Raw genomic sequence first — 13,275 nt, 5'->3', positions numbered from 1 at the left:
TTGACCTAAGAAAGAAACTCACTAGCTTCTCCTTATCATCAACAATGAAGGAGGTGGTCCAGTGTCTGATCTCAAGCGCTGTCACCTCGCTGAGGCCGCCCGCTAAGCTGTAGAGCTTCGGACAGGGCGGTCTTTCCGCCTGGTGTGACTGCCGGTTTCGCCCCCCCCCTTAAAAACAGCACTTGGTTGACAGGGTAGTCGGCAATTTCCGGATTGCGTCGGCAGCTATTTGCCAGTCTAAGGGAAGATCAGAAGGGGCGAGGCGCCGCATCGGCAGGGGCATCGGGATGGGCATGGATCGGTGGCCGGGACGGCCGGCAATCTCAGACCGGCGTGCAATGCCGAAAATTTCGAATCGCGGACATCGCGCGGCGATGCTGGCCCTGTTGTGCTCCACCGCGCTCACGGCGGGATCATACGCGCCGTCGGCATGGGCAACCCCCTGTCCTTCGATCAACGGCGTCAGTTACGCAACCTGCACCGTGGGCGCGACGGGAGATCCCGGCCTCGGCGGCGACGGAACCAACGGAGATGGAGGAACAACCTCAGGGAGCGGCGGCACGGCGGGGCACGCGGCGACCAGCGGCGGCATCGGTGGAGCGGGCGATGCCGCCGCCACTCCCGGCGCGAACTTCACCATCGACGGGAATACGGCTGTGATCGGCGGCACCGGCGGCATCGGCGGCAGCGCCAATGGCGGCGCGGGCGGCAACGGCGCGGACGGTGCAGCCGGTCTGAATGCCGCTGTCATCGGCGGCAACGGCGGCCCTGGCGGCGCGGGCGGCAACGGCGGAGCGGGCGGCGCCGGCGGACAGGCTGGCGTCGGCGGTGCCGGCGGCGCGGCGGTCGCCGGCAGCGGGTTCACCCTGCAAAATGCCGGGGCCATTGTTGGCGGACAGGGCGGCACGGGCGGCGTGGCCGATGGCGGCGGCGGCGGCGCGGCGGGCAATGGCGGCAGTGGCGGCAACGGTAACTTGGCAGCCTCGGGCACCGGCGGCGTCGGCGGCGCGGGCGGCAGCGGCGGCAACGGTGGTAGCGGCGGCAACCAGGGCGCCGGTGGCGCTTCCGGTACGGCGGGCACGGGCGGCGCAGGCGGGGCCGCGGTGAGCGGCAGCAACTTGACCCTGCTCAATACCGGTATGATTGCCGGCGGCAACGGAGGCGCCGGCGGCAGCGCCGCCCCGGGGCTCCAGAATACCAGCGGCGGCAATGGCGGCGCAGGGGGCGCGGGCGGCAATGGCGGCGTTAACGACATCGGCGGTAGCGGCGGTGCAGGCGGGGCTGGCGGCAGCGCCGGCTCGATCGGCACTGGCGGCGCTGGCGGGGCTGGCGGGGCTGGCGGCCGAAGCAACTCCGGCACGAGCGGGACGGGCGGTCTCGGCGGGGCCGGCGGCCCAGGGGGCGCGGGTGGCGCTACCTCCGGCGATGGCGGATCGGGCGGTATCGGTGGCAGTGGCGGTCTTGGCGGCTCTGGCGCCGGCGTCGGCGGGGACGGCGGGGCCGGCGGCATGGGAGGCGTTGCCGCCAAGGGCCGTGGCGGTGACGGCGGCGCGGGCGGCAACGGCGGCAGCGGCGGCAACGCTTCTTTCCCGGCCCTCGGTGGCTCCGGTGGCTTTGGCGGTGCGGGCGGTAATGGCGGTACAGGTTCAGGTTTGAGTGGTGGTTCCGGCGATCCTGGCGATTCTGGCGGTTCGGGAACCTCGGGCGCTGGCGGTCTCGGCGGTCCCGGCGGTAACGGCGGTCGTGGCGGCGGCCCCGGTCCGAATTCCGGCGGTCCGGGTGGTCTGGGCGCGACGGCCGGCGCGGGCGGCGCCGGTGGCGTGGGCATCGTCGGGTCGAACCTCACCATCGTCAATGCAGGGACGATTTCCGGCGGAATGGGCGGCGATGGCTTGACGCGGGCCAACGCCGTCACCTTCACCGGTGGCACCAACCGGCTGGAATTGCAGGCAGGGTCGACGATCGTCGGCAATGTCGATGCGACGGCAGGCATGGGCAACATGCTGACCCTCGGCGGGTCGGCTGACAGCAGTTTCGATGTCTCGAAGATCGGCGCGGCTGCGCAATATCAGGGGTTCACCAGTTTCGAGAAGACAGGCACGAGCACCTGGACGCTGACGAACGCGACGACGGCGGTGACGCCATGGACGCTGACTCAGGGCACGTTGTCGGTGTCGTCCGATGCGAGCCTCGGCGATGTTTCAGGCGCGCTGACCTTTAACGGCGGCACGCTACGGGTGACGGGGACAACGTTCAATTCCACCGCGCGCCCCATCGTCTGGGGCGCCAACGGTGGCGGCTTCGATATTGCCGACATCAACCATACGTTCGATCTGTCGCAGACACTTTCCGGTACCGGCGGGCTGACAAAGCTCGGCGCCGGTACGCTGCTGATCTCCGGCTCCACCGACTATTCCGGCGCGAGCAACGTCGTGACGGGCACGCTGCGGGCAGACCCGTCCGGTACGCTGAGCAGCAACAGTGACTTTACCGTCGCCGCGAGCGCAACTCTCGATCTCAACAGTTCATTTCAGTTCATCGGCTCGCTGAGCGGCGCCGGGAAGGTGACCAACTCCGGCGGCGGTGCCGCGACGCTGGCCGTCGGCGGCACCAGCGTCAATACCACCTTCTCCGGCACGATCGCCGACGGCCCGGCTGGATCGGTCGCGCTACGGGTCGGCACCGTCGGCACCAGCGGCATCTTCACCCTGACCGGCGCCAATGCATACACCGGCGGCACCGCGATCTGTTCGTGCTGGGCATTACAGATCGGCAACGGCGGCACCACCGGCTCCATCGCCGGCAACGTCACCAACGGCGGCACGCTGATCTTCAACCGCTCCAACGCTTACAGCTTTGGCGGCGTGATCTCCGACGACGGCCCCGATGCCGGCAAGGTCGTGCAAGCCGGCACCGGCAAGCTCACCCTCACCGGCATCAACACCTACAGCGGCGCGACGACGGTGAATGCCGGCACGCTGTCGGTGAACGGCTCGATCGCGTCGTCGTCGCTGACAACGGTGAACACGGGCGGCACGCTCGGCGGCAACGGCACGGTCGGCAACACCACGATCGATGGCGGCACGCTGGCGCCGGGCAATTCGATCGGCACGCTGACGGTGGCCGGCAATCTGACGCTGACGGCGGCCTCGACCTACATGGTCGAAGTGTCGCCGACGGCATCCGACTTCACCCATGTCACCGGCAGCGCGGCGCTGGGCGGCGCGACGGTGGCTGCGCAGTTCGCTCCGGGCGCATACGTCGGGAAGCGCTACACTATTCTTACCGCGGACGGCGGCATCAGCGGGACGTTCTCAGGCCCGGTCAACACCAACCTCCCGACCAACTTCAAGGCCGCGGCGCTCGCCTATGACGGCAACAACGCCTATCTCGACCTGACTTTGAATTTTGCTCTGCCCAGCGGCCTCAATCGCAATCAACAAGCGGTTGCGACCACGTTGACCAACTTCTTCAATAGCACCGGCGGGATTCCGTTGGCGTTCGGCGCGCTGTCGCCGCAGGGGCTGACACAAGTTTCCGGCGAACTGGGCACCGGCACCCAACAGGCGACATTCAACGCAATGAGCCTGTTCATGGGGGTGATGACCGACCCGTTTATGGCCGGGCGTGGTGGCATCGGCGCGGCATCGGCGCCAATGGCCTATGCAGACGGTGCCGGCGCGCTCGGCTATGCAGCCAACGGCAAGACGCGCAACGCTTCCGAACGCGAGGCCTATGCCGCGATCTATCGCAAAGCGCCTCCGTTGGTGCCGGCCTTCGATCAACGCTGGAATGTTTGGGCGGCGGGCTTCGGCGGTTCGCAGACCACCGATGGCAACAGCGTTGGCGGCTCTAACACCGCGACCAGCAGTGTTTATGGTGCCGCCGTCGGCGCCGATTACCGGATATCGCCGGATACGCTGGTGGGCTTTGCAATGGCCGGCGGCGGAACCCAGTTCCGCGTCGACAACGGGTTCGGCACCGGGCGCTCCGATCTATTCCAGGTCGGTGTCAACGCGCGTCACAGTATCGGAAATGCCTATCTCAGCGGCGCACTCGCCTATGGTTGGCAGGACGTTACCACGGACCGTATCGTGACGACGAACGGCATCGAGCGGCTGCGTGCGAATTTTAACGCCAGTGCTTTCTCGGGACGGCTCGAAGGCGGCTACCACATTGCCGCCTCATGGATGGGCGTCACGCCCTATGTCGCGGGGCAGTTCACCAGCTATGATCTGCCCGCCTATGCCGAACAGGGCGGTAATCTGTTCGCGCTCAGCTACGCGGCGAAGAATGCAACTGCATCACGCTCCGAACTCGGCGTGCGCACCGACAAGTCGTTCGCACTCAACGATGCCATCCTGACGTTGCGTGGCCGCGCGGCGTGGGCTCACAACTTCGACACCGATCGCGTGATCGCGGCGACGTTCCAGTCGTTGCCCGGTGCGTCGTTTGTCGTCAATGGTGCGGCGCAAGCGCGCGAGGCCGCACTGGTCACGGCTGCCGCTGAAATGACGTGGGCCAATGGGTTCGCAGCCGCCGCCACTTTCGAAGGCGAGTTCTCGAACACAACCGAAAGCTACGCCGGCAAAGGGGTGTTAAAGTACTCTTGGTGAGCGGTCACTTCGCAGAAGCATCAATCCGAACATCCACCAGGCCGTCCGCCATTCCTGATGCACGCCCGATAGGCCCACGGCACGACATACGATCCCGCCCAAACACCACGCCCCGCGCGCTCCGCTTCCTTCTGCGCGCCTGAATACTTTCCGTTTGAGTATCGCGGCCAATCAAACGCAAGCCCATTTCGAACAAGCCAGTCCGCAACGTCTTCACCATCGATCGAGCATACCGTGACCGTGCGCCCATACTGATCCCGACCGACGCCTTCGCAGCCAACCGACCTGCCAGCAATGAAGCGATCTAACTCGTTAGCTGCCTTGGCACCGCATCGATGTTGCAAGCTGTCGTCACCGCGACAAAGCTGGTCGGACTCGGGCGCGTCTATGCCCGACAAGCGAATGCGCTACCCATGAATTTCGAGCGTGTTGCGTCTGTGACGGACGCCTGTCCGGTGATCCGGTTCTGCGAGCGCAGGCGATGAAAGAGCTAAAGCGAGCGTGGTGGCAAAGAACTTACTTCGCATGACCCATCGGCTTCCACTTGCCGTAGCGAATCGCCAGCATGACTTGCGCCTGGGGCGTGAGAAGGGGGTTTTGCTTGAAAGCGGTGATCAGCACTGGCTTAACCCTTTTGTAGTCCCGCTCTCGATTGCCTATATGATTCCTGGAATGGCGCTTATCGCGCAATTCCGTTCGCTATCCGGCGTGCTTCGCGAAGTCAGAAGTCAGATGGCTGTGAGCGAAGCGGACGCCTTCAAGATCATCGCGGCAGTGAACGTAGGCCATCGGCACGCCCTTGGAATCACTGACGACGAACGGCCCCGCGCCGTCCCGGTGGATCGATCATTCGTCTAACTTCGACGAGCGTCGCGGCGGTAAGCGCTCGTTTCGCCGCCTTCGCCGTTTAGATGGCGATTGGCGTCTATTGGATCGTTGCTCTGATATAGAAGATAGGCGGTATATCAGACTTCGCCGGGCGCTATCGCATGTGCGCAATCCGGACTACAGTTCCGGCGATTTCGAGCACGTTAGCTGGCTGAAGGGCACCGCCCAATGCGGAAGACGTTGATTGCTACGGCTCTGTTCGGGTTCACCGCTTGGGCGATCATCACGTTTGCTATGATGGTCTCGAAGTGGACCAGCCAAGTGCAGGGCAAGTCCAGCATCCAGCGTCCGTCACACTGACCATAAGTGATGGCCCAACGCCGGAGCCTGATGAAGCGGCGTGACCTGGAGCAGCAGCGCCTGAGATGGTCGATAGTTTGCGCTGGAGTAAATGGTTATTTAGACTAGGTGTTTAGTCCCACAGTGCGCCGCTGCCGAAATCTGCCCAGGCTGCGACCCACGCGAAGGACGGCGAGCTCTACGACAAGTTCCTCGAAGCGCTAGGGCGTCGGCTCGCCAAGGGGCCGAAGCTGCGGCAGGAAATTGGGGACGATATCGATAGATCAGCACTGGACCCATGACATCCGCGTGTTGCTTCAAATTCAACATAGTTCTTATGGGGAAGACGCTTATCGCCAGACAGCGCAACATGTCCGAGTTCATCTCAACATGCCATGGAAAACGACTCCAGCCAAAGCGAGCAGGACAACTACGATCCATGGCGGTGATTTCCAGATCGTGAGGAAAAGGAAAGCGCCGCGCTGAGAATACCGACTACCGCAGCATTCGCACCGCGCATGCATGATATTCATTCCATCATCTCGTCGCTCAGTTCGCGACAACTCCGACTTGCGCGTCGCGATTTTCTTCGGTTGAGAGCGGGGCTCTTACGTCAGATACTATGACCTGCTCTCGCGCGAGCGACCAAGTACGCGCTTCGTGGCTCGCGCGTTGATCTTTTTACTTGGCGGACGCTTGGCGACGGGCTGCCGCGTCCTGGCGCGTTTCTTTGCCGGTTTGGCGATCGTTCCCGGATCGATCAGTTGCGCCCAGCGCGGGACAAACGGCGGTGTGGTGGAATCGATGCCAACCAGCGCCTCGAACTCCCGATAATGCTTTTCAAGCGTCTTATTGGTAATGCGCTCCATTTCTCGATAGCGTCTGACTACCTCCTTGCCCAAGGGCGTCAAGAACGCTCCCCTGTTGCGCCCGCTTCGCCGGATATCGACGACCGGTTCCTTGAATTGCGTATTGAGGTCCTGCACTTGTCGCCAGAACTGCTGAAATTTGAGGCCGACAGCAGGAGCGCCGGCCGAGATCGAACCATATCGATCAATCGCTTCAAGGATGCAGACTCTACCGGTACCCATCCCCGCCAAAGATCCGAACTTCTTGCGTCCCACGGGATTTACGCGCGTGAACTCGATGCGGAAAAAAAGCCAGATTGACATACCCACCCTCGAATCAGGATTTCAGCCAAGGCACGTTATTGATCCAAGCGTTCGAAGAGAACCCCCACTCTGAAAACCTGAGTCTGCAAGGTTGATGCCGCATCACAGTAGATACCTTATTACGGTATATACCTCTTGACGGTATACAAGAATCTTGCTTAGTCACGCTGTGTTGGTGCGGACATAACGATGGCTCGCGCACTACCGAGCCCGGACGATGGGGGTTGTCCGGCGAAGCGTTGGACATTGTCCTGATCGACATAATTATGGTTACTGCTATACGTTATATTATTATGAATATAACGTTACTACCTGATTGGTCTGGCAAAGGCACGTCGGAGACGGGAAACGCAAATTTCAACTGAGGTCCCAGGAAGGACCAGTAATAAGGAAGCAGGGACACGAGATGAATGGGGCAGCGGGGAATTTCCTCAAGGCCATCGGCCTGGGAGCGGTGAGTTCACTTGCATTGATGACCAGCGATAGCGGGCCAGCCTTTGCGCAGCAACAACAGCAGCAGCAGTCGGACCTTCCCGCGATTCACGTCGACGAGCCCCACCGAATGACGCATCGTGCTCGTTCTTCCCGTCCTGCACGCCGCGTCGCTGCAAGACGCGCGCAACCTTCTCACGTGCGGCAACATGTTGAAGTACGTCCGATCAGGACGAACAACAGAGTCTCGTCCGACGACCAGCACGAGGGCACCGCGGCGCAGGGTTACAGGGTCGAGACGGCCAAAACCACGGGCCCCTGGGGCGACAAACCTATTCTCAATACACCGTATTCGATTGACGTGACATCAGCGGAGCTGCTGCAAAACACGATCGCGGCGACGGACGATCAACTCTTCAAATTCAACCCTCTCGTCTATGTCACGTCGGGCACCAGTAACCAGGGCTATGGCCTGCATCCCGTCGCAAGAGGCTTCGGTACAGGTCTTGAAATAGATGGCATCCCCCTCACCGGGTTCGTGTATGGCAACAACGACCTAGAAGGCCTCGAGCGCGTGGAAGTTTTCTCCGGGGCCTCGGGCTTTCTTTACGGCACAGGCAGCGTCGGCGGAATGACGAATTATGTCCTCAAACGTCCGACCGCGACGCCTCTGTTCAATTATACGGTTGGCAATTCTGGCGGCACGCAGTTTCTCAACCATCTCGATCTGGGTGGCCCGATCGATAAGGAAGGGAAGTTCGGCTACCGGTTCAACGCGGTTTATCAGGACGGCGATAACGTCCTTGGCGTCGGTGAGAGGCGGGCCTTCGTCAGCGGCGCGGTGGACTGGCATGTGACCGACTCTCTCAAAGTCTCGCTTAACATGGCACACCACGACTATTGGTCCACCGGGGACGTCGCAACCTGGTTCAATGTCGCACAAGCAGGACGAATTCCCTCCGCGTCGGATTTCGACACGCATAGACCTCTCCTGCCGAATTGGGGCACCTCCCATAACGCGTACGACCTGGTAGGCGCCAATGTCCGATGGGACATCGATGACGACACGACGGTGCGGGCGGCTGTCATCTCTAACAAGGCGATCATAACCACCGCAGCACCGAACAGGTTGTTTCTACGAGCCGATGGGAAGTACTACTACCAAGCTTGGTCCCAAGAGGGACCTCTATCGGAAGAGGCGGGCGGCTATCTCTACGTCGACCGGAAGTTCGACACGTTCGGCATTCAGCACAAGCTCACGTTCGGAGCAAACGGTAATACAACCGACTTCTCCACCCCAATAACCGGTTACAATAAAACCATCACCAGTCCCGTATATCCAACCCTTACCGCTCTCCAGAACTCCGCACCACTCGTATTCGACCCTCTGGGATCAGGCCCCGAAACCCGTTATGCCAAGGTCTCGGCCACCAATATCGTTATCGGCGATGACATTACCCTCAATCGATATTTCTCGATTCTGGCCGGGGTAAACCGCGCGTCGATTGTTTCGCTGAACTACAACCAAAAAACAGGGCTGGTAGGAGCCAACAGCTACGACAAGTCGGCCGTCACGCCGACCGCGTCACTGATCTTCAAGCCGACGTCCAACGTCTCGCTCTACGGCACTTATATCGAAGCGCTCCAGGCCGGTGGCACTGTTCCCCTTCAGCCTATCTATACGAATGCCGGAGCGATTCTGCCGCCCACAATCAGCAAGCAGATCGAGTTCGGGGCAAAGGCCAATGTCGGCGGCGTTTTCCTCACCCTCGCCGCCTTTCAGATCGATAAGGCGAACAACTATATTGTCACCAACCCCGATGGCACATTGACCCAGAACCAGGACGGCCGTCAGATCCACAAGGGCATCGAATTCACCGCAACCGGCAAAGTCACCGACGACCTGACCATCAGGGGCGGCGGCACCTATCTCGATCCGGAAGTAACGAAAACCAATGATCCTACTCTTCTCGGCAAACGACCACTGGCTGTGTCAAAATGGAGGGCGTCACTTTATGGCGAATACCGATTGCCCTTCCTTCAGAGTCTCTACCTGACCGGAGGCGTGAGCTACGTCGGCTCGTCTTATCTCGATGCGCGAAATACACTCCTTGTTCCGGCCTACGCTGTCGGTGACGTGGGTCTGCGCTATGAGACGGCCTTCAACGGCACACCGGTGATCATGCGCCTGAACGTGCAGAACGTCGCCGACCACCATTATTGGATTCAAAACGGCGCCGGCGCCATCGCCCTTGGATTTCCGAGAACTTACACGTTTTCAGCCACCGCCAAGTTTTGATCTACGCGTATCAAGGTCTGATGTCGGGGCATGAGAAACGACAAGTTTGCGTCTCGTCGGTCCCATGCGCCCGGCGCAAAGGCCGCTCTCATGAGTAACCCTGCGCAGCCGAGGCAGGAGACGAGTTCGCGCCGTCGCGTGATCGTTCTGGCGAAGGCCGGCTGGCGCATTGGTGTGTTGTGGCTCCGCTCGGAGGAGCGCTGGCAGGCGCGGGCGCTGCTGGCCGGGGTGGTCGCGCTCAATCTCACTGGGGTCGGCGTGGCGGTGGCGTCGAGCTACTGGAACGCGGCGCTGTTCAACGCGGTCGGCGCCAGGGACTGGAATGCCTTCCTGTTTCAGCTCCTTGTGGTCTTCAGTTGCATCACCATCGTCAACGTTGTTCTTGCGTTCGGGAATATCACGCTCAACAAATGCCTCACGATCCGCTGGCGGCGCTGGCTTACCGGACGCTATCTCGATGCCTGGCTCGCGGACGGCGCGCATTACGGGGTGCAGCTTGCCGGCAACGCGCCTGACAATCCGGACCAGCGCATCGCCGAGGACGTCAACCTCTATGTCACGTATGCGATCTCGACCGGCCTCGGCCTTCTGACCACGCTGGTGACGCTGGCTTCCTTCGCCACCGTGCTGGCGACAATCCCTGCCAACGTTCCGATCAAATTGATGGGGATCGCGGTCTCCATGCCCGTGTTGCTGGTGACGACCTCGTTTCTCATCGCGGGCCCGGTCACCTGGGTGACGCATCTCGTCGGCCGCTCGCTGGTCGGCCTCGACGCCGCGCAGCAGAAGGCGGAAGCCGATTTCCGCTTCTCGCTGGCGCGGCTGCGCGAGAACGCCGAGGAGGTGGCGCATTTCAGCGGCGAGGCGGCCGAGCGCGCCGGGCTCGACCGGCGCTTCGGTTTCATCATCACCAACTGGTACGAGCTGCTGTCGCGGCAGCGCTGGCTGAGCGTCGTCGCGACCGCCTTCAACGGCATCGCGATCGCCTTTCCTTATCTGATGTCGGTGCCGCTTTACTTCTCCGGCGCGATGCAACTCGGCGGCGTGACCCAGACCTCGGGGGTGTTCTTCCGCATCCGCTGGGAACTCTCGTTCCTGATGCGCAACTACACCAAGCTCACCGATTGGGGCGCGGTGATCGACCGGTTGTCGGGCTTCGAGACCGCGCTTGTGGCGGTGCAGGAGAGCGCAGGCAGCCGGATCGAGCATGTCGCGCATGACGGCGATGGTCCTGCGCTGCTTGCCCGCGATCTCGTGGTGCGGCGGCCGGACGGTGCGCCTATCGCTTCTGCTACTCACCTCGCCTTGGCCCCCGGGCGAGCGCGTCCTGCTTCGTGGTCCCTCGGGCGCCGGCAAGACCAGCCTGATACGGACGCTGGCCGGCATCTGGCCGTTCGGCGAATGCAGCGTGAGCGTCAAGCGCGGGGCGCGCCTGATGGCGCTGCCGCAACGCGGTTACCTGCCGCTCGGCGCACTGCGCGACGCGCTTGCTTATCCTGGTCTCGCAGATTCGATCTCTGACGGGATGTTGCGCGACGCGCTCGTCGCGGTCGGGTTACCGGCGCTTATCGCTCGGCTCGACGACGATGACATCGCATTCGCATCCGCATCCGGCCTGTCCGGCGGCGAGCGGCAGCGCATCGCCTTCGCTCGCGCGCTATTGCACCGGCCCGACATCCTGCTGCTCGACGAGGCGACCTCGGCGCTGGACGAGGAGTCCGAGGTCGCGCTCCATCGCCTGCTCGCCGAACGGCTTCCCGATGCGGCGATCCTGAGCGCGGGACACCGCGCCTCGCTCGCCGCCCTGCATACCCGCATCATTTACCTCGCCGCCGGCGAATGCGGCGGGTCGTGGCTTACCGATATGCCGATCGCAACCGTTCATTGCTGCCATCGCCAGATCAACCCTGCCGACCTGACTGAAAGGAACACTTCGTCATGAACCTGTCGATTCCGTCCTCCATCTTTGCGCATGGCCATTCCGCCGCAGCGCCGGCAGAACTGTCGCCCACCCAGGCCGACGCCCTCCAGCGACTGCGGGAGACCGTTCTCGCTGTTCCCGTGACGGTGCTCATCGGTGGGGTCGGGGCTGGAAAGACCACCTTGCTCAACAGGCTGATCGAGGAATTCGGCGGCATCCGCATCTCCTGCCGCGACGTGCTGCAGGCTTCCGAAGGGGCGAACCATCCTTCGTATGAAGAGGGGCTGCACCGGGTGGTCGACGCCGCGCTCGACAGGGCCGACATCGTCTTTGTCGAGGACCTCGACCTGTTTTGCTTCACGAATAAGTTTCCAATGGCCTATCCGCGCCCGTACTATTTGAACACAACATTACAGGCGTTGTTCGAAACAGCCCGCGCCGAAGGCAAGCGGTTGGTATTTACCGCCACAGATCGCCTCAAGCTGGTTCCCCAGCTCGACGGACGCGCGGTGTTCTTGCCGCTCGGTGCACTGACGCCGGACGACTACAGCTTCTTCCTCGAGCGCAACCTTGGTGCGGAGCGGGCCAGAAGGCTCGATGCCAGGCGCATCTTCAGTTTCGCCTCCAAGCTATCCGTCTATCAGCTCAACGAGGTCTGTGCGCTGATCCGCGACGATGTTGCGGCCAACGACCAGACTGTGCTCGACCTGCTCGACACCCGCATGCTGAGCAGCAACGTCTCGCTCGGCGAGGTCGCGAAGGTGGACTTCTCGAGCCTGAAGGGCTTCGAGGAGATCGCCGAGAAACTGCAGACCTTCATCGTCAATCCGATGCTGTTCGATTCCCGCTTCGGCGATCTCGGTCTCACCCCGAAGAAGGGCGTCCTGCTTTACGGCCCGCCCGGCACCGGCAAGACCAGCGTCGGCCGCGCGCTTGCGCATCGCATGAAGGGCAAGTTCTTCATGATCGATGGCACCATCTTCAGCGAGTCGGCCGATCCATTCTACAACAAGGTGCGGGCAGTGTTCGACCAGGCCAAGCTCTGCACGCCGTCCGTGATCTTCATCGACGATGCCGACGTGTTGATGCAGAGCGAGCGGTTGCATGGCCTCAACCGCTACCTGCTCACGATGCTCGACGGGTTGGAGACGGAAACCTCCGGCAAGGTCGCGGTGATCCTGACGGCGATGGATCCCAACCAGATGCCCGCGGCACTGCTGCGGGCCGGCCGCGTCGAACTATGGCTGGAGACCAAACTGCCCGACGCGCGCGCCCGCCAGGAAATCCTCGACGGTAATCTTGCCAAGCTGCCGGAGAGGCTCGGCGCTTATGACGTAGAGCGGGTCAAGGCGGCGACGGAAGGCTTCAACGCCGCCGACATCAGCCGCGTCGTGGCCGACGTCAAGGCGCTCTACGCCGCCGACGTGATCCGCGACATCAAGCCCGCGACGCTCGACAGCTATTTCGACCGTGCCGCCGCGGAAATCCGCCACACCAAGGACCTGATCGCCTCGGCCCAAGCCGGCACGCTTACAACCTCCGAACCGCACGGCAACTTCTACGGAACCAAGCCTCGGAAGCGGGCCGACCAGCCCATCGTCTGAATTCAGTAGGACACGATGTCCGGCTTGCCTCGGCGACGCCGCCAGCAACGGCTGTGAGCCGAGG

Annotated in this window: 7 protein-coding genes and 3 pseudogenes; 7 read left to right on the top strand and 3 right to left on the bottom strand. The window is 62.6% G+C overall.

What is annotated here, in order from left to right; translation table 11 throughout:
* Window positions 1–338 precede the first annotated feature (338 nt).
* Window positions 339–4,616: an autotransporter domain-containing protein gene (locus ACMDCM_RS12850; RefSeq protein WP_412773917.1), complete on the top strand. Its 4,278-nt coding sequence runs from the start codon at window positions 339–341 to the stop codon at window positions 4,614–4,616.
* Window positions 4,617–4,636: 20 nt separating this feature from the next.
* Here ACMDCM_RS12850 and ACMDCM_RS12845 read toward each other — a convergent pair whose 3' ends face one another.
* Entirely contained in the window at window positions 4,637–5,014 is a 378-nt protein-coding gene (locus tag ACMDCM_RS12845; RefSeq protein WP_412773916.1) for a thermonuclease family protein, read from the bottom strand.
* A 127-nt stretch (window positions 5,015–5,141) separates the two neighbouring features.
* Between ACMDCM_RS12845 and ACMDCM_RS12840 the strand changes: the two genes are divergently transcribed.
* Together ACMDCM_RS12840 and ACMDCM_RS12835 are read left to right on the top strand one after the other, a co-directional pair.
* Window positions 5,142–5,474, top strand: coding sequence for a hypothetical protein (locus ACMDCM_RS12840; RefSeq protein WP_412773915.1), 333 nt, complete (start codon window positions 5,142–5,144; stop codon window positions 5,472–5,474).
* A 458-nt stretch (window positions 5,475–5,932) separates the two neighbouring features.
* Window positions 5,933–6,085, top strand: a pseudogene (locus ACMDCM_RS12835) (CopG family transcriptional regulator); the annotation flags it as partial.
* Window positions 6,086–6,163: 78 nt separating this feature from the next.
* Here the strand turns inward: ACMDCM_RS12835 and ACMDCM_RS12830 are convergent.
* A pseudogene (locus ACMDCM_RS12830) lies at window positions 6,164–6,309 on the bottom strand (chromate transporter); the annotation flags it as partial.
* Between the two features lie 94 nt (window positions 6,310–6,403).
* The gene (locus ACMDCM_RS12825) at window positions 6,404–6,874 is read right to left on the bottom strand and encodes a winged helix-turn-helix domain-containing protein (protein WP_412773914.1); all 471 of its coding nucleotides are present in this window, start codon (window positions 6,872–6,874) and stop codon (window positions 6,404–6,406) included.
* A 487-nt stretch (window positions 6,875–7,361) separates the two neighbouring features.
* Here ACMDCM_RS12825 and ACMDCM_RS12820 point away from each other — a divergent pair, with 487 nt between their 5' ends.
* The 4 genes and pseudogenes from ACMDCM_RS12820 to ACMDCM_RS12805 all read left to right on the top strand — a co-directional run bounded on the left by ACMDCM_RS12820 (window position 7,362) and on the right by ACMDCM_RS12805 (window position 13,211).
* Window positions 7,362–9,686 (top strand): TonB-dependent siderophore receptor, encoded by a 2,325-nt coding sequence (locus ACMDCM_RS12820; protein ID WP_412773913.1) that lies wholly within the window; start codon window positions 7,362–7,364, stop codon window positions 9,684–9,686.
* 30 nt (window positions 9,687–9,716) lie between these two features.
* A pseudogene (locus tag ACMDCM_RS12815) lies at window positions 9,717–10,844 on the top strand (SbmA/BacA-like family transporter); the annotation flags it as partial.
* 49 nt (window positions 10,845–10,893) lie between these two features.
* Window positions 10,894–11,628, top strand: a complete 735-nt coding sequence (locus ACMDCM_RS12810) for an ATP-binding cassette domain-containing protein (protein WP_412773912.1) — start codon at window positions 10,894–10,896, stop codon at window positions 11,626–11,628.
* Window positions 11,625–13,211: an AAA family ATPase gene (locus tag ACMDCM_RS12805; protein WP_412773911.1), complete on the top strand. Its 1,587-nt coding sequence runs from the start codon at window positions 11,625–11,627 to the stop codon at window positions 13,209–13,211. Before ACMDCM_RS12810 ends, ACMDCM_RS12805 begins: the two co-directional genes overlap by 4 nt.
* Window positions 13,212–13,275: the final 64 nt, after the last annotated feature.

Source organism: Nitrobacter sp. (genome assembly GCF_047149785.1).
Taxonomy (GTDB): Bacteria; Pseudomonadota; Alphaproteobacteria; order Rhizobiales; family Xanthobacteraceae; genus Nitrobacter.
Note: the sequence above shows the minus strand (reverse complement) of the source record. Positions and strands in the feature narration are given on the sequence as shown.